The following is an 18,769-nucleotide window of genomic DNA, read 5'->3' on the forward strand; positions in this document are numbered from 1 at the left end:
CCGAATCATGTTGGCGTTCATCACCACACTGCGTCACCCGCAGAACTCCGCGGACTATGGTCGCGTCGAATCGCTGTTGGGAGACACGCTCGCGTCGATCAGCAGGCAGACCTCGGACGAGTATGTGGTGATCATCGTCGGTAACCGCCGTCCGACGTTCGGACTGCCGGAGCGCGCACGCTTCGTCGAGGTCGACTACGCGCCGCCGTCAGCGGTCAAAGGTCCGCAAACCGGCCGCGCATCGGTCATCTGGGACAAAGGGACCAAGACCGCAGTCGGCCTGATCGCGGCGCGTGAGTACGAACCGGACTACGTGATGCCGTTCGATGCCGACGATTTCGTCCACCGCGACATCGCGGGATTCACGGATTCGCACCGCGGCGGGCCAGGGTGGGTGGTGACCCGCGGCTGGGTGTATTCGCGGGCCAGAAACGCATACGCGCTGCGGCGGAAGTTCTTCCGGATCTGCGGGACGTCGTTCATCGTCCCGTTCGACGCCTACGAGGTGCCGACCGACCTGACCGTGTCGGCCACCCAGCAGGAGATCGCGGCGGCCTTCGGCGAGCGGCTGGAGAACCTGCTCGAGCACGGTTATGCCTTCGACTGGTGGCGGGAGCATGGCCGCCGTCTCGACCCGCTGCCGTTCGCAGGCGCGGTCTACCAGGTGGACACCGGAGAGAACCACTCGGGCAACATGCTCGTCGGCCCAGCCCTGCCGTACGCCTCACATCTGCTCCGCGACTTCGGCATTCGACCGTCGAAGGGGCGGGCCGCCACCCTGTGGGCCGCCTTCGGTGCGCCGGCTTTCAAACCCGACCCCGCGTACAAGCTCCAGCTGCCGTCGCTGACCGGTGCCAACCGCCGCGTGTCCTATCTGGAGAACTATTCACCACCCACCGACCCGGCGGTGCCGTCACCATGACCCGCAGGACATCCGTCGTCGGCTATCTCGGCTGGCATGGGCGAGGCAATCTCGGAGACGACGCCATCTACGACGCGGTACGCGCGCAACTGCCCTCGGCTGCATTCGTGGACCTGCCGCGGTTCCGGCACGAGGTGCTGCGTGCGGCGGCGACCGGTGCGAATCGGACACTGCGCAACGGCGTTCAGATGGTGGGCGGCGGAACGCTGGTGGGTACCAAGTACTTCCGGCGACTGGCGAAGCGCGGGATGGCGCTCACCAAGGCCAACGGCAGCTACGCGATCGGTGTCGGCGTCGAGGACCCGGACTTCGATCGGCGCCGATACGGCTCGGACGGCGACGAGTTGAAGCGGTGGAAGCCGATCCTCTCGGATTTCCGCACCGTCTCGGTGCGCGGACCGCGCAGCGCGGAACTGCTGTCCGAGGTCGGGCTGAGCGTCGAGGTCTCCGGCGATCCGGCGCTGCTGCTGCCGCGGCCCGACGTCGTCGTCGAGGACGGGTTGATCGGGCTGAACCTCGGCTTCGGCGACGACGATCTGTGGGGGCAGGATCCGGCGACGGTGGCGCAGGAGATATCGCTGGCCGTCGCGGCGCTGTCAGCGAAGGGTTACCGCTTCGTCGGGATACTGATGAACCGCGCGGACGAACGCTGGACCAGGTTGGCGCTCAACGGTATTGACGCGGAAGTGGTCATGCCCGCCGACGCCGAGGCCGCCGCGCGCGAGCTCGCCCGTTGCTCGGTGGCGATCGTCAGCAGGCTGCATGCCGGAATTCTGGCGGCGATCTCGGCCACGCCTGTCGTCGCCCTCGAATACCTGCCGAAGTGCCGGGACTTCGCGCGATCGATCGACAACGAGCGATCGCTGATCCGCACGGACAAGCTGCGGGGCGCCGCCGTCGTCGATCACGTCGAAAGCGCGCTCGCCGACGCGTCGGCGATCAGGGCCAGCACCGAGGCTGCGGTCACCGAGTTGCGACGACGACTCGACAACGAATACACCGCCGTTCGTCATCAGTTAGGAGCCACATGTTGAGATTGACCGGCGCGCTGCGTCAGAAGACGGACTACGACCGCTGGGCCGACCCTCGCAGCATCTACGCGTCATGGGAGAGCCGGACCGAGATGGCGGCGGCCATGGTGCCCAACCACAGCCGCGTGATCGAATTCGGTGCTGCCAGGCGCGTACTCGAGAAGTATCTCGACCCGACGTGCACGTATACCGCCTCCGACCTGGTGGACCGCGGCCCAGGCACGATCGTGTGCGACCTGAACGAGAGGCCGCTGCCCGAACTCGGCGAGGATTCCTACGATGTCGCCGTGGTCATGGGCGTGCTCGAATACGTGCGCGATGTGCCGTCCGTGCTGGACTGGATGACCCGGAACTTTCCGCTCTGCGTGCTGTCGTATGCCTGCACGAAGGCCGACGGCAACCGGCTGCGCAGCAGGTTCGAGTCCATCGGCCGGCTCAACCACGGCTGGATGAACAGCTACTGCGCCGACGAACTGCGGGGTCTGTTCGACGAGCGGGGATTCGTCCTGCAGCGAGAGGAGCCGTGGAAAGACCAACGCCTGTTTGTCTTTTCGCAGCACCATGGTTGAACAGTCGCCCGTGGTGGCCGCCATTCCGAACTACAACATGGCGACCAGTCTTCGTAAGCTGCTGCCCCAGGTGCTTGCGCAGTCCTACGACGGCGTCTTCGTGCTCGACGACGCCTCGACCGACGACACCACCGACGTGGTGGCCTCGTTCGGTGGCGACGTCACACTCGTCCGCAGCAGGCACAACAGGGGCGCGGCCGCCAACCGCAACCAGATCATCGACCATGTCGCGGACGGGGCCATCATCCACTTCATCGACGCCGACATGGACCTGCAGACCACCGAAACGCCCACGGTGGCCAGGGAAGTCGTCGCACGATACGCCGACACCGGTGTCGGACTGATCGGCGGACTGGTCAGCCGGGCCGACGGCAGCCAGGAACTCGACAACTACGGTGCGGTGTTCTCGCTGTGGGGCAATTCCACCGCTTTGGTTCAGCTGATGATCGATCGCCTCAGAACGACGAAGCCACCGCTGGCCCGCGCGCTGCGAAAGGCGCTGGCGCCGCTGATGACCCAGTGGCCGAACATCCTCGAGCCCCCGGCGCCTGCGCCGGCCTACTGGGTGCACGAAGGGAACATGCTCGTCCGCTCGGAGCTGTTCAAGGCCGTCGGCGGATACGACCCGGCGCTGCGCGAACACGAGATCCAGGATCTGGCAATACGGTTGGACCGAATCGGCGTCCGGCGATACTTCGATCCGAGCATCGAGGTCGTCCACCGCGAGGTCGATGTCCGCGGGCACAACCGGCAGCGCTCGGTCAACAAGGCGGCGCTCTACCTGCTGCGCAAGCACGGGTTGATCCGGTTCTGCACCGCCCACTAGTCGTCGCGTCCACATACACACAGAGTTGGGTGAGAATGCACCAGTCCGACACGGTTAGCCGCACCACCAGCGCCCGGCAGACAGCGCAGGGCCAGCAGTCGGTGGAGACCGGATTCCGGCCGGACATCGAGGGCCTGCGCGGGCTCACCCTGTTGGCGATTCTCGGCTTCCACATCGCGATGCCCGGCCTCGGTGGCGGTTTCGTCGGCCCTGACATCTTCTTCTTCGTCTCCGGCTTCGTCATCACCGGGCAACTCTGGCGTGAGGTGAGCACCACCGGCACGATCGGGCTGCGCAAGTTCTACGGTAAGCGCGCCCGGCGACTGCTCCCGGTGTCGGCGTTGGTGGGAGTGGTCACCGCGATCGGCGCCGCCCTGCTGCTGCCGCCGCTGCAGGCCAAGTCCGCGCTGATGGACGGCATCGCCAGCGCGCTGTACGTGCCCAACTTCTGGTTCATCGGCCAACAGGTCGACTACTTCGCCGACAACGTGCTGGCCTCACCGTTCCAGCATTATTGGACGTTGGGTGTCGAGGAGCAGTTCTACCTGCTGTGGCCGCCGATGATCGTCGGCACCGCGTGGCTGGTCCGGCGCATGCGTCGACGCGCGAAAACCGATGCGCCCGTGTCGAAGACGCCGTACATCGTGCTCGTCGCGCTGGTCGCGGCCTCGTCGTTCGCGCTGTCGCTGATGGTCACCTATGTGATGCCGCTCGCGGCGTACTTCTCGCTGCCGACGCGGGCGTGGCAGTTGGCAGGTGGCGCGCTGGTGGCGCTCACGGCCAGCCAGTGGCGCCGCCTTCCGCAGCGGGTTGCCGTGGTTCTCGGCGCGGCCGGGTTGGCCCTGATCCTGTTCGCCTGCGCCTATCTGACGCCAGCGGTGCCCTATCCGGGCACCGCGTCGCTGCTGCCGTGGGTGGGCACCGCGCTGGTGATCGGCGCCGGGTGCGCCGTCCCGACGCGCGGTTGCGGTCGGCTGCTTTCGGTGGCGCCGATGCGGGCGCTCGGGCGGTGGTCGTACTCGTGGTACCTGTGGCACTGGCCTGCGCTGGTGTTCGTGCCGATCCTGTTGGGCCACAAGCTCGGGCTGGTTGGCAATGTGGTGGTGCTCGGCCTGTCCGGCGTGCTGGCGGTGCTCACACTGCGGTTCGTCGAGAACCCGTTGCGATACGCCGCGTTCCTGCGTAAGTCGCCAGGAAAGAGCCTTGCCGTCGGCGGCATCTGCTCGGCGCTCGCGGCGTGCGTGAGTGTGGTGCTGCTGCTGTGGGTTTCGTCGATCCCGCTGCCTGTTCCGGTGGGCCGGGGCGCACAGACCACGCCGCTGACTGTGCGGCCGGGGCCGGTGCCAGACGTGTTCAGCCAGGTGCAGGCGGCGGTCGCGGCGTCCGCCGATCTGAAAGCCGTTCCGTCGAACCTGAGTCCGCCGCTTGCCGACGCGCCAGGCGAAGTCGGGGCCATGCTGTTCAACGGTTGCCTGCGGGCGCCCTTCCAGAGCGGTCAACCCGAGTGCGCGTTCGGCGATACCGCCTCCAAGACAACGGTGGCCATCGTCGGAGACTCACACGCCTCGATGTGGATCCCCGCGTTCCAGCAGATCGGCACCCAGCGGCCATGGCGGATGGAGGCCATGGCCAAGGCCGCCTGCCCGATGATGGACCTGCCGATCGCCAACCCGCTCGTCAGCCGACTGGTCGAATTGGTGCAACGCTGCGAGGACTGGCGCCGCCAGATCATCGCCCGATTGACCGCCGAACATCCAAAGCTCGTGATGGTGAGCGTATTCCGGTCCTACACCGCCACCAACAGCCACGGATTCCTGTCCGGCTTCACCTCATACGATCCGGCGTGGAACAACGCGCTGACCCGCCTGGTGCGTCAACTGCGCGAAACCGGCGCCAAGGTGCTGGTGCTGGGCCCGCTGCCTGCGCTGAACACAGCGGTGCCAGGCTGCCTGTCTGAACACCTCGACGACGCGACGGCGTGCTCACCGCCGATGTCGACCGCGTTCAACCGGCCCGGCATCGCCGCCGAAGAGGCGGCCGTCAAGGCAGGCGGCGGACAGTACGCCGACCTGACCGACCTGTTCTGCACCGCGAACCGGTGCCCGGTCATCATCGGCAACACCCTCGCCTACGTCGACGCCGGGCACCTGACGCTGGAGTACTCCCGGGTGCTGGCACCGGCGCTGGAGGCGCTTGCCGACCGCGCGCTCGCGCAGAACTGACCTCAGTCCTTGGTGAAGCAGTACAACCGGTAGGAGATGCCACCGGCGCGGCGCAAATCCCAGTCCATGACGCTGAATCCGCGCCCGAGGATGTTCGCCATGAACCCAGGCATGCTGCGGCCGAGCTGTGCCTGCGCCCGCCGCGTGTTCTCCTTCAACCCGCGCAACGCCTCGGCGTTGATATCGGTCTCCGAGATGCGCCGCAGCGGGGCCTCGGCCAGCGCGGCCTCCCACATCCCGACCCAGCGATTCCGGCAGTTGTCGGTGTAGAGGAAGTGTCCACCCGGCCGAAGCACCCGAGCCACTTCCGAGAGGAACCGTGCGAAATCCGGATACTGGTGCGACGCTTCGACATTGACTACCGCGTCGAACGTCTCATCGGCGAACGGCAGGTCCTGCGCGTCGCCCTGCACGAAGTCCAGGCCGGGCACCTGGTGTCGTTTCCGGCAGAGTTCGACGCTGGCCGGGTTCAGGTCCAGACCCGTGTACGAGGCCGGGCCCAACGTGCGGGCGATGTACGACGCCCCGCCGCCTGCGCCGCAACTGACCTCGAGCACCCGCTTACCGGTGAGGTCAACCTGGCTGGCCGTCTTGTGGTAGAGCTGGATGCCGTAGCGGTTCGGCTCGTCGGACGCCGACAAGGGCAGCGCCATCGGCGGGTCCTCCTCGTACCCGAAGTTGAAGAAGACCACGTCGTTGCCGACCTGGCGGGTGCCGTACGGCAACAGATACTTCGTCGTGATCTTCCCGATCAACGGCGAAGATTGCAGCCGGTACTTCAGCACCATGGGCAGCTGTAATCCCTGCTTCATCAGTTCAATTGGGCGTGCTGTAGCCACTCAAGCCTCACTCATTGTATTGACAGGTTTCATGCGAACAGACTCTTCGAGCAGGTCTGCGGCGGCGGCGGCGCTGGCCGCCGGTGTGGTCATCTCACGGGCGATCGCGCGGGCCCGTTCCGCGTACGACGGTGCCAGGATCCGCCGCAGGTCGGAAACCAGCGATTTCTTGCTGACGCTGGAAAAGCGGTGCCCGTGACCGACTTTCAACCGACTGACCTGCGCGGCCCAGACCGGTTGATCCGAGGTCACCCACAGGATCAGGGTGGGCACACCGGCCCGCAGGCCCGCAGCGGTGGTACCGGCGCCGCCGTGATGGACGACGGCACGGCAGGCAGGAAAGACCGCGCCGTGGTTGACCGACGGCACGACCTTCACGTCGTCGGATTCCGGGATGTCGCCGAAATCGGCCCACCCGGAGCAGATCAACGCCCGCTCACCGAGTTCCGCACACGCCGCGCTGATCATCGCGACGGTGTCCGCCGCGGACTTCACCGGCATGCTGCCGAAGCCGAAGTAGATCGGCGGTTTACCGCGACCAATCCACGACTGCACGTCGGCGTCGGTGGCCGTCGGCAACTGCAGCGTCAGAGCACCGATGAACGGCCAGCGGTCCTGCCATTCGGCCGCGAGGCCGGGGAAGCATAGGTGCTCGTAGGCCTGGATCTCCAACGCACCGCTGTCGGTGATCCGTTTCGACAACGAGTCGACGGCCCGCGCCAGGCCGAGTTCCCGGCGTTGCGTGTCGTCGGCGTTCTTGGTCATGCGCCAGTACCACCACCACACCGCAGAAATCGCCGACCGGGTCAGGACAGCGGGCGCGCGCGGAATCAGGTGGCCGTTGGCCCGCTGCGGGAAGAAGTGCAGGGCCGCCAACGGAATGCCGTAGTACTCAGCGATATTCACGGCGACGCCTTGATAGATCGTCCCGGTCAACACCAGATCGGCGCCATCGGCCTGCGACTTCAGCGTCGCGCTCATCTCCTGCCAACCCCGGCTGACGTATTCGGAGAACGCGCGCACGAACCGCAACGGCTGCATCTTCCAGTAGTTGTGCACGAAATCGTCGTCGATCAACTCCTGCGAGTCGGGCCCGTACTCGACCACAGGAAGCCCCACCGATTCGACGAATCCAACGAGGTTGGGCGGCACCGCCATCCGTACTTCGTGTCCCCGGCGCGCTAACTCCTGGCCCACCGCAGCGACGGGTTCGACGTCACCGCGACTGCCATGAATCGCCAGCGCGAATCTCATCGGCGCGGACTCAACCGGCCCGGCCTATGCATCCAGGCGTGCGAAGCGCCCGTGCCGGTAGTGCTCGACGCACGCTGCGCGCCTGACCTTGCCGCTGGTCGTCGTCGGGATCGAACCCGGGGGAACCAGCACGAGATCCGCGACGGAAAGACCGTGCGAATTCGAGATCGCCGACGTCACTTCGCGCTTGACCATGCCGAAGGCTTCCATCGCGTCGTCGAACGACTCGGCGCGGTTCTTCACCTCGATGATCGCGACGAGCTGTTCTGACCGCTCGCCGGGCACCGATATCGCCGCGCACCGGCCCCGGGTGATCTCGTTGATGGTCGCTTCGATGTCGTCGGGGGAGTGGTTACGCCCGTAGACGATCAGCAGGTCCTTGATGCGGCCGATGATGAACAGCTCGTTCTCCGACACGAAGCCCAGGTCGCCGGTTCGCAGCCACGGCTTCTCGGGAGTGTCGGGCGACAGGGCCGAGATCGTCGCCCCGAACGCGCGGTTGGTTTCCTCGGGCCTTTCCCAATAGCCGGGGGCGATGTTCTCACCGTGCGCCCAGATCTCGCCGACCTTGCCCTGTGGGCATTCGGCGCCGGTCTCAGGGTCGACGATCCGCAGCAGCGGCGAATCGGGCATCCCGTACGCCAAAAGCACTGCGCCGCCGGTGATGTCGGTGCGAATCGCCTCGCCCGCCGACAGCTTCTCCGCGTCGAAATGCACGACTTCGGGCGGCTGCGCCGGTGTGCGGGAGGCCAGATACACGGCGGCTTCCGCCATCCCGTACGACGGCCGGATCATGCTGCTGCGCAGGTTGTAGCGGTTGAACCGCTCGGTGAACCGCCGGATGGTCGCGGGCTGCACCCGCTCGCTGCCGCTCAGGATGGTCAACACGTTGCCGAGGTCGAGGCCGGCCATGTCGTCGTCGGTGGTGCGCCGCACCGCCAGGTCGAAGGCGAAGTTCGGGGCCGCCGAGAATGCGCGAGTGTTCTTGGCCAGCAACTGAACCCATCGTGCGGGCCGCTGCAGGAACGTCGCAGGGCTGAACAGCACGCCAGGACGCCCGGTCAGGATCGGCATGAGGACACCGACGAACAGGCCCATGTCGTGATAGAAGGGCAGCCACGACACGAACGTCGTGTCGGCCGGGGCGACCTTGCCGTACTCCAGGAAGTAGGCCGCGCAGATCTGCTCGAAGTTGGCCCGGATGTTCTCGTTGGTGACCATGACGCCCGCGGGCATCCGCGTCGAACCCGACGTGTACTGCAGGTAGGCGATGCTGGGGTCGCCGTTGCCGTTGACGCGGCGACTCGGCGCGTTCGCGGTGTCGAGTTGGTCGACCTCGATGATCGTCGGCGCAGGCGTCCCGTCCGCCGACCGGACGTGACCGGCGAGGGTGTCGACAACGGCCGATGTCGTCAGCACGACTGTCGGCGACGCGTCGGCCAGCACAGAAGTCACACGCTCGTCGGTGGCGCCGCCCATCGGCAGCGAAAGCGGCACGGGGATGCGGCCCGCCTCCATGGCGCCGAGAAACGCCACGATGTAATCGAGGCCCTGCGGTGCCAGAATCACCGCCCGGTCGCCAGTGGTGCCGCAAAACCTCAACTGGTGCGCAACATTGAGCGTTCGCCGGTACAACTGCAACCAAGTGAGCGTCTCAGCAAACCCGTCCCAGTCGCGTTCGTAGTCGATGTAGGTGAACGCGGTGTCATTGGGCTGCAGGCTGGCACGCTCGCGAATGACAGCCGGAAGTGAGAAGTTTCTCATGGTTGTGGGCGTTACCTTCCTTCTGGCCAGCGCCAGGCATGAATTCGAGCAACGCCACACTATCCGCAGTTTCGACGGTTGGGTAATTAAACCGACGATTCGTCCTGCAAACCCGTCGGTTGCGCTTTAGTTGCTCGTCGCGCGGCGCACGCCGTAGCCTCGTGAGGTGTCGGGCCTGACAGATGTTCGTGCAGACGAACTGGCCGCGCTGGAAGTCTTTGCGGGCTGCACCACCGAGGACCTCGTCCCGCTGGCCGCGCAATTGCGCCCGCTGGTCGCGACGGCGGGTCAGGTGCTGATGCAGCAGGGCGAACTCGCCGTTTCTTTCCTGATCATCGGATCCGGACGCGCCGAGGTGACCCACGCGGGCGTCGACGGCCACGACACCGTGGCCGAGATCGAGCCGGGTCTCATCGCGGGGGAGATCGCGTTGCTCCGCAACGGTCCCCGCACGGCGACCGTGATCGCGAAGGAACCGCTGACCGGATGGGTGGGCGATCGCGACGCGTTCGCCACGATGCTCGAACTGCCCGGCATGCTCGACAAGTTGCTGCGCATCGGCCGTCAGCGGCTGGCGGCCTACCTCACACCGATCCCGGTGCGGATGCGCGACGGCACGCAGTTGCATCTTCGGCCTGTGCTGCCGGGCGACAACGAGCGCACCACCAGCGGCCAGGTCGAGTTCTCCAGCGAGACGCTGTACCGCCGCTTCCAGACGCCGCGCAACCCGACGAAATCGCTGATGCGGTACCTGTTCGAGGTCGACTACATCCACCACTTCGTGTGGGTGATGACCGATGGTTTCGACGGGCCTGTGGTCGCCGACGCGCGTTTCGTGCGCGACGAGGTCGACCCCACCACCGCGGAAGTCGCGTTCATCGTCGGCGACGCGTACCAAGGCAGAGGCATCGGTACCTTCCTGATGGGCGCACTCGCGGTGGCAGCGGATTACCATGGCGTGCAACGCTTTACCGCACGAGTGCTCAGCGACAACTACCCAATGAGGGCGATCTTGGACCGCTTCGGCGCCGAGTGGCACCGTGACGACCTCGGCGTCGTCACCACCGACATCAACGTGCCGAGGGCGCCGAATCCGCCGTTCACCCCTGAGTTGACCAAGCAGATCCGCAACATGACCGCACAGGTCGTCAAGGTGATCGGCTGATGCGACCGCCGCTGTCCAAGGACACCACGCTGTGCATCTCGCTTGCGGGCAGGCCGAGCAACATCGGGACCAGGTTCCACAATCACCTGTACGAGCAACTCGGCCTCGACTTCATCTACAAGGCGTTCACCACCACCGACATCGCCGCCGCGATCGGCGGTGTGCGCGCACTCGGTATCCGCGGGTGTTCCGTGTCGATGCCGTTCAAGGAAGCGGTGATACCGCTCGTCGACGAGGTGGAACCGTCCGCGCAGGCGATCCACTCGGTCAACACGATCGTCAACGACAACGGCCGACTGACCGCGTCGAACACCGATTACCTTGCGGTGCAGGAACTCATCGACGACCACGGGCTGAACCCCGACGACACCGTGCTGATCCGCGGCAGCGGCGGAATGGCCAACGCGGTCGGAGCCGCGTTCCGCGACAGCGGTTTTCACTCGGGCATCATCGTGGCACGCAACGCCGAGGCCGGTCGCGCACTGGCGGACCGGCTGGGCTACGACTACACAGCCGACACCACCCGCTCCGCACCGATCGTCGTCAACGTCACGCCGATCGGAATGGCAGGCGGCCCAGAGGAAAACGAGCAGGCGTTCGACGACGCGACGATCGCCAAGGCGTCCGTCGTCTTCGACGTGGTGGCGCTGCCGTCCGAGACGCCGCTGATCAAGGCCGCCCGCGCGGCAGGCGTCAAGGTGATCACCGGCGCCGAAGTGATCGCGCTGCAGGCCGCAGCGCAATTCGAGCGCTACACCGGGGTGCGGCCCACCGCCGACCAGATCAAAGAGGCGTCGGCGGTTTCGCGGGCCTGACCGGTCAAGGCGTGATCGTCGTCTGCTCGTCGATCACGGACGTCGCATCCATCAACGCGCCCATCTGGTCCTCGGTGCCGTCGGCGTTGAGCTGCAGCACATACAGCCCGTCCTGGCCGGGGATCACGACGGTCTTCTGGGCGATCGCGCGCTTGACACCCTCTTTGGTGTAGGTGCCGCCGATCTGCGTGGCGTCGAACCCGCCGAGCGTGCTCGGGCTGCCCTCTTCCGCGCCTTCGTAGCCGGGCAGATTCTTGATCTCACCCGGCGCGAACTCCAGGATCTTGGCCGGGTCGACGTTGCCTGCCAGCTTCGACACCAAGGCGATGATCGTCGGCGGGTTCTGGGCGAACGCCGGATCCGACGCCAGGATCGCGCCGTAGGCCCACTCCGGGGTGCGGTTGCCTGCGTCCTCCCATCCCGGCGGGAACGGCAGGTCGATGGTCGGCGCGCCGGCATCTCCCTTATGCACGGGGTTCTCGACGATGCCGTTCTCCTTGATGTAGTCCACGATCGTCTTGTTCTGCCCAGCGGCCTGCGCCGACGTCGTCGGTGCTGCCTTGCTGGTGGTGGTCTCCGCGGCGGAGGTGGACGTTTCCGCTGCGGACGTCGGCTCGGATTTGGTGTCCGATCCGCAGCCGGATAGCCCTACCCCGAGTGCGATCGCCGCCACGGCGATCAGGCCTGCCCGAAGTGAACGTGACATTGGGTCTCCTGTCGATTGGAAATCTCGGGCGTAGCCTACGGTCGGCAAACTGCCGCCGCACGGGAAATCGACACGTTATCGCCGGTAGGGCAAACGGCTAGAGGTCACAGTTCAGCGTCACGTTGATGGATCTGCTGACGACGACGGTGACGAGGCGACGCCGCTTACCCTCGTCCACCCAGAAAGTCCGAGTCTGCGTCTGCGGGTTGCGCACACTGGTGACCAGACATTGGTTCAGCGGTGCATTCCCGACGCGGTCGATGATGACGTCGTAACCCTCGTCCTCGAGAGTGGCGATCGTCTGGTAGGCGTTGCCCACTTGAGTGGGCTCCGCCGCAGCGATTCCTGCTGACGCGAGCATGACGCCCGCCGTGATCGTTGCTGTCACACCCCAGCCTGCGCGCATGACAGTCTCCATTCTGTTGTTTGCCTGGTAACTGTTATTCGTTTTGCGGACACAGGACGTTGCAGGCTTTTTCTAAGCAATCTCTGTGGTATCAACGGGCGTGCGGCTGTTTGCCTTGCTCGCAGCGACGACGTCACTCTGGCTGGCGGCGTGCGGTCAGTCGCCGGCGCCGCCCGTCTCGACGGACACGGCCCCCGGTGCGGTCGATCCGGCGCGGATCGGGCAGGTGCGCGCCGCACTGCCCGCGGGATATGAGGTTGCCACGCTGCCGGCCAGGGCGGCGCCGTTCGCGTTGTGGGGGCTTGGCCCGCAGTGGACCGCCGATCCGCAGCCCTGCGGCGCGCTGGCCGATCCGGTGTCCGGCACGGCTGCGCCCAAAGGGTGGTCGGCGTCGGGGCCCGGCGGGATCGTCTACGCGGCGGTCGCGGCGTCGGCGGCGTCGCTCGATCCGGCGCTGCGCAACGATTGCGCCCAGTGGACGACGTCGGCCGGGCACACCACGGGCACGGTCGGGTTCGTGGCGGCGCCGACTATCGCGGGGGCGGCGACGGTCGGGCTGGCGACGTCGATGACCACGGTCGTCGAGGGCGGCACCGAAACCCATTCGCACGCGGACACGTTCACCGCGTACCTGGGCGACTACGTCGTATTCGTCACGGTGGTTCGCGATCCCGGGTCACCGAATCCTCAACTCGGCCTTCAATTCGCGTCGGACTTGCTGGTGAAAACGGTGTCGGCGTTACGCGGTTGACCGGGTGCCTGCAGGTACATTGGCGGCGATGTCGAACCGGATGGCGATCGTTGTCGGTGCGTGCGCAGGACTGTTGACTGCGTGCGCGACCGGACAATCCGCAGACCAGGATCTCTCCCATGCGGACATCGCCCATGTGGCCAACGTGAAGTCGAGCTTCGGGTCGGAGTTCAAGGTGACCAGCGTCGGCCCGACGGGTATCGACCCTCGACTGCTGGGGCCGCAGCCGCTGCCGCAGGGGATGACGTTCGATCCGGCGGACTGCGGGAAGGCGGCCAGCCAGCAGGTGGTGCCCGCGGGCGCGAAGGGCAACATGGCGGCCACGACCGCCGAGGGCGACGGCAACCGGTTCATCGCGATCGCGGTCGAGACGTCGGAACCGGTGACACGTGAGGACCCCGCGCAGAACTGCCAGAAGGTCGGGTTCACCGGACCGGGTGTGCGCGGGCTGGTCGAGGTGGTGGACGCGCCGCACATCGACGGAGTGCACACGCTCGGGATGCACCGGGTGGTGCAGACCACCGTCGACGGCAAGCCGCGCACCGGTGAGTTGTACAACTACACCGCGAGCTTCGGCACGTTCATGGTGATCGTCACGGCCAACCCGCTGGTGGTGCCCGGCAAGCCGGTCGCGCCGGTCAACACGCAGCGGGCGCGGGACCTGCTGACCGCGGCGGTGGCTGCCGTCAAGAGTTAGCGGACGTCGTGCGGGCGGAACTGGATACTGATCCGCGGGCCGACCGGGCGCGTCGTCTTCGGGATCGCGTGCTCCCAGGTGCGCTGGCACGATCCGCCCATCACCAGCAGGTCGCCGTGTCGATGCGCCAACCGTAGCGATTTGCCGCCGCCCTTTGGGCGTAGCGCGAAAACCCTTGTGGCGCCGAGGCTCACGATCGCCACCATGGTGTCCTCGGTGCTGCTGCGGCCGATCCGGTCGCCGTGCCAAGCGACGCTGTCGTTGCCGTCGCGGTACAGGCACAGGCCCGCTGTGGTGAACGGTTCGCCGAGTTCACCGCCGTAGGTGTCGTTGAGCCTGCGGCGCATCTGCTTGAGCCGTGGATGCGGCACCGGTTCGTCGATGAGGTGGTGGAAGCTGACCAGCCGCGGCACGTCGAGTACGCGTTCGTACATCTGCCTGCGCTCGGCGCGCCACGGGATGGTGTCACGCAGCTCCTCGAACAGCCCTTCGGAATCCGTGAGCCAGCCCGAGCGCACCTCGACCCACGCGCCATTTCCTAGGTCGCGGCGTTCGGCGTGCTCGAACAGAGAGCTTTGAAGCGCCAGCTCCATGGCCGCGATTCTATCGCACAAGCGTTCGAGCGCTACAGCCGAACGGCTCCTGGGCCTTGCTCGGCGAGCTTGTCGCCGGGGTTGGTCAGGGCACATTTCTTGAGGCTGAGGCAGCCGCAGCCGATGCAGCCTGCCAAGTTGTCGCGCAAGCGTTGCAGGTGCAGGATGCGGTCGTCGAGGTCCTGCCGCCAGCCGGCCGAGAGTGTGGCCCAGTCCTTACTGGTCGGCACGCGGTCGGTCGGTAGGGTGGCCAGGGCTTCGCGGATGCGGGCCAGCGGGATGCCGAGGCGTTGGGACATCCGGATGAAGGCGACTCGTCGCAGTGTTTCCCGCGCGTAGCGACGTTGGTTGCCGCTGGTGCGCTTGCTGGCGATCAGGCCCTCGCGTTCGTAGAAGTGCAGTGCCGAGACGGCGACGCCACTGCGCTGCGACATCTCGCCGGGAGTGAGTTCGTGGATCAGCTCCATGAGCTCAACCATAGTTAAGGTGCTTGGTGTGAAGTTGGGCTGCGACTCCGAGGTCGGCACGCTGCGGACCGTCATCCTGCACCGCCCTGGCGCCGAGTTGCAGCGGCTGACCCCGCGCAACAACGACGCGCTGCTGTTCGACGGACTGCCGTGGGTGTCCAAGGCGCAGGAGGAGCACGACGCGTTCGCGGAGGTGCTCGCGTCGCGTGGGGTCGAGGTGCTGCTGCTGGCGGATCTGCTCACCGAGGCGCTGTCGCACAGCGGGGCGGCGCGGATGCACGGGATTTCGGCCGCGGTCGATTCGCGCAGGCTGGGACTGCCGTTGGCGCAGGAGCTTTCGACGTATCTGCGGACGCTGGACGCCGCGCCGCTGGCGCGGGTGCTGATGGCGGGGATGACATTCAACGAGTTGCCGCTCAGCGGCGGGGATCTGTCGTTGGTGCGGCGGATGCACCACGGCGGGGACTTCGTCATCGACCCGCTGCCGAATCTGTTGTTCACCCGCGACTCATCGTTCTGGATCGGCCCGCGAGTCGCGATCACGTCGCTGGCGTTGCCTGCCCGGGTCCGGGAGACGTCGCTGACGGATTTGATCTATGCGCATCACCCGCGGTTTCTCGGCGTGCGACGAGCGTATGAATCGCGGTCTGCGCCGGTCGAGGGCGGTGACGTGCTGCTGCTGGCACCGGGCGTGGTCGCGGTCGGAGTGGGGGAGCGGACGACGCCCGCGGGCGCGGAAGCGTTGGCGCGCAGCCTGTTCGACGACGACCTGGCGCACACGGTGCTGGCGGTGCCGATCGCGCAGGAGCGCGCGCAGATGCATCTGGACACGGTGTGCACGATGGTCGACATCGACGCGGCGGTCATGTATCCGAATATCGTTGACACGTTGTCGGCGTTCACGATTCACCGCGACGGGCAGGGCGGCGTGCAGATCGACGACGCTGAGTTGTTCGTGGAGGCCGCCGCCAAGGCGATGCAGATCGAGAAGCTGCGGGTGATCGCGACGGGGCTGGACCCGGTGACCGCCGAGCGCGAGCAGTGGGACGACGGCAACAACACGCTGGCGCTGGCGCCCGGTGTGGTGTGCGCATACGAGCGCAACACGGAAACCAATGCGCGGCTTGCTGATGCGGGGATCGAGGTGCTACCGATCGCGGCGTCGGAGTTGGGCACCGGCCGCGGTGGGCCGCGCTGCATGTCGTGCCCGGCCGCCCGCGACCCGCTCTAACGCCAGCCCCGCAACCGTAACGCGCGGCGGACGCGGACCAAAGTGACCGTCCGCGGCTGCGCAGGCAGCACGCGGATGTGGAACCAACCTGCGCGCTGAAACAAGTCATGGCACTCGACGTCCTGAGCTGCGTTCAGCCCGCTCCGGCTTTCCTCACAATCGATGCCAACTTTCGGTTCCTCCCAGCCCATCCCGAGTGTGGCCTCCCACCATTCGTCGCTGACGCTGATGGCGGTGCTCGGCCTCGGCAAGCCGGCGTCGATGAGCAGCAACCGCAGCGCGGATTCCCTCGGCGACCGCGCACCACGGTCCATAAGAGCGATCGCTTCCCGAGCCGCCGGGATGCCACGCGCACCTCGATAGCGCTCAGTCAGCGTCCTGACTTGGGAGAGTGTCACGCTGGTGGCGGCGGCGAGGGCGTCGAGATGTGCGACCGCGGCATCACGGGGAAGGTGACGGCCGAGATCCAGAGCAGTCCGCGCCGGTGTCGTCACCAATAGCTCGCCCACGTGACAGACCTCGTCGTCCTCGATCCGTTCCTCCCTGACCACGACGCCGGGCTGCCGGCGGCCATGCTTGGCGATCATCTCGATCGGCGCGGTGTCCTCGATCCATTGCGCACCATGCAGCGCCGCCGCGGCCCGCCCGGCGATGATGCCCTTGCGCCCCGACCAGAGCCAGGCCCCGAATGTGTTGCTATACAACGTCTTTCGCGCGGTCTTGTGCTGATATACGTCGGGGTGCATGACTGTGTAGTTCCAGCGAAGCGCGCCCCGGGTGAGTGCACCGGCCGCGATGGCCTCGGTGCCGACGATCGGGAACATGGCCCCGATGCTCTCGGCGGGGACCGACAGTTCTGCGTGCTAGGGCCGAATTCGACACCAGGGCTGTGGAAAACCCGGGGCATTCATTCTCGACGACCGTGGTGTCGAAAATGCTCCTAGCACCGCGAAGCACATGTCATCGCCAGGACGGCAGCCAGATCTGCATGTTCCACGTCGCCTGCGAGATCGGCAGACCCGTCAGAATCGGGTACATCCACGCGAAGTTGGTGATCACCAGCGCCAGATAACAGCACACCGCGATCAGGCCCAACGTACGTCGCTCCGGGTTCTGATTCGGTTTGTGCAGGATGTCGCCGAGAATCATCGCGATGATCAACGCCAAGAACGGCGCCATCGTCGCGGCATAGAAGAAGTACATCTGCCGGTCGATGTCGGCGAACCACGGCAGGAATCCGGCGTTGTAGCCCACCAGCAGCGCCGCATAGCGCCAGTCGCGCTTGACGAACGCCCGCCACACCGCCCACGCCAGCACCGGCACCGCGATGAACCACATCGCAGGCGTGCCGACCAGCATCACGGCTTTCACGCACGACTGCGCGCCGCAGCCCGGCACGTTCTGGTTGTCGATCGCGTACAGCACCGGCCGCAACGACATCGGCCACGTCCACGGCTTCGACTCCCACGGATGGTGGTTACCGTCGGCGTTGGTCAGCCCGGCGTGGAACTTGTACGCCGCATGTGTGTAATGCCACAGCGAGCGCAGCGCATCGGGCAGCGGCAGCACGCTGTCCGGCCCGATCGAATTGCCGACCTCATGCCGGTTCACCGCGGTCTCCGACGCGAACCACGGCGCATACGACGCCAGGTACACCCCGAACGGGATCAGCACCAACGCATACAGCGACGGGCCCAGGTCGCGGCGAAACGCGCCCACCCACGGTCGGGGCACCCGGTACTGCCTGCGCGCATTGATGTCGAACGCCAGGGTCATCAGACCGTAGAAGACGATGAAGTACAACCCGGACCACTTTGTCGCACAAGCCAATCCGAGCAGCACACCGGCGCCGAAACGCCACCACCGCACGCCGAGCCGCGGACCCCACGGCGTCTCGCCGATGCGGCCTTCCAGCAGCGCGACGTGCATCCGCTCGCGCACCTGGTCGCGGTCGACGATCAAGCAGCCGAACGCCGCCACCACGAACACCACCAAAAAGCCGTCCAGCAGCGCGGTGCGCGACGCGACAAAGCTGACGCCGTCGCAGATCAGCAGCAGGCCTGCCATCCCGCCCACCAACGTCGAACGGCTGATGCGCCGCCCGATCCGCACGACCAGCAGCACGAGGATCACGCCGCAGACCGCGCCGGAGAACCGCCAGCCCAGCCCGTTGTAGCCGAACAGCGCCTCACCGATTGCGATCAGTTGCTTGCCCACCGGCGGATGCACCACCAGGCCGTAGCCGGGATTGTCCTCGACGCCGTGGTTGTGCAGCACCTGCCAGGCCTGCGGCGCGTAGTGCTTCTCGTCGAAGATCGGCGTGCCCGCATCGGTCGGCGAGCCGAGATTCAGGAAACGCGTGATCGCCGCCAACGCGGTCACCACGGCGGTCATCGCCCAGCCCTGCAGCCGGTCCACCGGCCCGAAATCAGCAACCGGTACCAGGGGCGCGGGACTGATGACGGGGACCGCGCGCGCTTCTGTGGCGGTAGCTGTCACGAGTGCGATCGT

Annotated in this window: 19 protein-coding genes; 10 read left to right on the top strand and 9 right to left on the bottom strand. The window is 66.6% G+C overall.

The window, feature by feature from the left end; genetic code table 11:
- The first annotated feature begins 7 nt into the window (after positions 1–7).
- From C1A30_RS32355 to C1A30_RS32375, 5 genes are read left to right on the top strand one after another with little or no spacing between them, the layout of a single operon-like run.
- Complete coding sequence (locus tag C1A30_RS32355; protein WP_101952269.1) at positions 8–922, top strand: glycosyltransferase family A protein; 915 nt, start codon at positions 8–10, stop codon at positions 920–922.
- Entirely contained in the window at positions 919–1,956 is a 1,038-nt protein-coding gene (locus C1A30_RS32360) for a polysaccharide pyruvyl transferase family protein (RefSeq protein WP_101952270.1), read from the top strand. The genes C1A30_RS32355 and C1A30_RS32360 overlap by 4 nt, the downstream gene beginning before the upstream one ends.
- Positions 1,950–2,522 (top strand): methyltransferase domain-containing protein, encoded by a 573-nt coding sequence (locus C1A30_RS32365; RefSeq protein WP_101952271.1) that lies wholly within the window; start codon positions 1,950–1,952, stop codon positions 2,520–2,522. Before C1A30_RS32360 ends, C1A30_RS32365 begins: the two co-directional genes overlap by 7 nt.
- Complete coding sequence (locus C1A30_RS32370; protein ID WP_235010300.1) at positions 2,515–3,348, top strand: glycosyltransferase family 2 protein; 834 nt, start codon at positions 2,515–2,517, stop codon at positions 3,346–3,348. Before C1A30_RS32365 ends, C1A30_RS32370 begins: the two co-directional genes overlap by 8 nt.
- A gap of 35 nt (positions 3,349–3,383) precedes the next feature.
- The gene (locus C1A30_RS32375; protein WP_101952272.1) at positions 3,384–5,570 is read left to right on the top strand and encodes an acyltransferase family protein; all 2,187 of its coding nucleotides are present in this window, start codon (positions 3,384–3,386) and stop codon (positions 5,568–5,570) included.
- A gap of 2 nt (positions 5,571–5,572) precedes the next feature.
- Here the strand turns inward: C1A30_RS32375 and C1A30_RS32380 are convergent, their stop codons facing one another.
- The 3 genes from C1A30_RS32380 to C1A30_RS32390 are packed head-to-tail and all read right to left on the bottom strand — an operon-like array spanning position 5,573 to position 9,427.
- A complete protein-coding gene (locus C1A30_RS32380) occupies positions 5,573–6,358 on the bottom strand; it encodes a phthiotriol/phenolphthiotriol dimycocerosates methyltransferase (protein WP_101953050.1) in 786 nt (261 codons plus the stop codon).
- A gap of 51 nt (positions 6,359–6,409) precedes the next feature.
- Complete coding sequence (locus C1A30_RS32385) at positions 6,410–7,663, bottom strand: glycosyltransferase (RefSeq protein WP_101952273.1); 1,254 nt, start codon at positions 7,661–7,663, stop codon at positions 6,410–6,412.
- A gap of 24 nt (positions 7,664–7,687) precedes the next feature.
- Positions 7,688–9,427 carry an AMP-binding protein gene (locus C1A30_RS32390; RefSeq protein WP_101952274.1) on the bottom strand — a complete coding sequence of 580 codons (1,740 nt, stop codon included), beginning with the start codon at positions 9,425–9,427 and terminating at the stop codon, positions 7,688–7,690.
- A 166-nt stretch (positions 9,428–9,593) separates the two neighbouring features.
- Between C1A30_RS32390 and C1A30_RS32395 the strand changes: the two genes are divergently transcribed.
- Entirely contained in the window at positions 9,594–10,592 is a 999-nt protein-coding gene (locus C1A30_RS32395) for a GNAT family N-acetyltransferase (protein ID WP_101952275.1), read from the top strand.
- Positions 10,592–11,407 carry a shikimate 5-dehydrogenase gene (locus C1A30_RS32400; RefSeq protein ID WP_200828487.1) on the top strand — a complete coding sequence of 272 codons (816 nt, stop codon included), beginning with the start codon at positions 10,592–10,594 and terminating at the stop codon, positions 11,405–11,407. Before C1A30_RS32395 ends, C1A30_RS32400 begins: the two co-directional genes overlap by 1 nt.
- 4 nt (positions 11,408–11,411) lie before the next feature.
- Here the strand turns inward: C1A30_RS32400 and C1A30_RS32405 are convergent, their stop codons facing one another.
- Entirely contained in the window at positions 11,412–12,113 is a 702-nt protein-coding gene (locus C1A30_RS32405) for an LpqN/LpqT family lipoprotein (RefSeq protein WP_101952277.1), read from the bottom strand.
- Positions 12,114–12,210: 97 nt separating this feature from the next.
- The gene (locus C1A30_RS32410) at positions 12,211–12,519 is read right to left on the bottom strand and encodes a hypothetical protein (protein WP_101953051.1); all 309 of its coding nucleotides are present in this window, start codon (positions 12,517–12,519) and stop codon (positions 12,211–12,213) included.
- A 100-nt stretch (positions 12,520–12,619) separates the two neighbouring features.
- On the opposite strand from C1A30_RS32410, the gene C1A30_RS32415 reads away from it, so the two are divergent.
- The gene (locus C1A30_RS32415) at positions 12,620–13,270 is read left to right on the top strand and encodes a DUF5642 family protein (RefSeq protein ID WP_101952279.1); all 651 of its coding nucleotides are present in this window, start codon (positions 12,620–12,622) and stop codon (positions 13,268–13,270) included.
- Between the two features lie 28 nt (positions 13,271–13,298).
- Positions 13,299–13,967 carry a DUF5642 family protein gene (locus C1A30_RS32420; RefSeq protein ID WP_101952281.1) on the top strand — a complete coding sequence of 223 codons (669 nt, stop codon included), beginning with the start codon at positions 13,299–13,301 and terminating at the stop codon, positions 13,965–13,967.
- Here C1A30_RS32420 and C1A30_RS32425 read toward each other — a convergent pair.
- Positions 13,964–14,560 carry an alpha-ketoglutarate-dependent dioxygenase AlkB gene (locus tag C1A30_RS32425; protein WP_101952283.1) on the bottom strand — a complete coding sequence of 199 codons (597 nt, stop codon included), beginning with the start codon at positions 14,558–14,560 and terminating at the stop codon, positions 13,964–13,966. The genes C1A30_RS32420 and C1A30_RS32425 overlap by 4 nt on opposite strands.
- 32 nt (positions 14,561–14,592) lie before the next feature.
- Complete coding sequence (soxR, locus tag C1A30_RS32430) at positions 14,593–15,027, bottom strand: redox-sensitive transcriptional activator SoxR (protein WP_101952284.1); 435 nt, start codon at positions 15,025–15,027, stop codon at positions 14,593–14,595.
- Between soxR and arcA the strand changes: the two genes are divergently transcribed.
- Positions 15,026–16,258: an arginine deiminase gene (arcA, locus tag C1A30_RS32435; protein WP_200828488.1), complete on the top strand. Its 1,233-nt coding sequence runs from the start codon at positions 15,026–15,028 to the stop codon at positions 16,256–16,258. The genes soxR and arcA overlap by 2 nt on opposite strands.
- On the opposite strand, the gene C1A30_RS32440 is transcribed toward arcA, so the two are convergent.
- A complete protein-coding gene (locus C1A30_RS32440; protein WP_101952287.1) occupies positions 16,255–17,082 on the bottom strand; it encodes a hypothetical protein in 828 nt (275 codons plus the stop codon). The two genes, arcA and C1A30_RS32440, sit on opposite strands and share 4 nt — an antisense overlap.
- 136 nt (positions 17,083–17,218) lie before the next feature.
- A complete protein-coding gene (locus C1A30_RS32445; protein WP_101952289.1) occupies positions 17,219–18,757 on the bottom strand; it encodes a dolichyl-phosphate-mannose--protein mannosyltransferase in 1,539 nt (512 codons plus the stop codon).
- Positions 18,758–18,769: the final 12 nt, after the last annotated feature.

Source organism: Mycobacterium sp. 3519A, from assembly GCF_900240945.1.
GTDB lineage: Bacteria > Actinomycetota > Actinomycetes > Mycobacteriales > Mycobacteriaceae > Mycobacterium.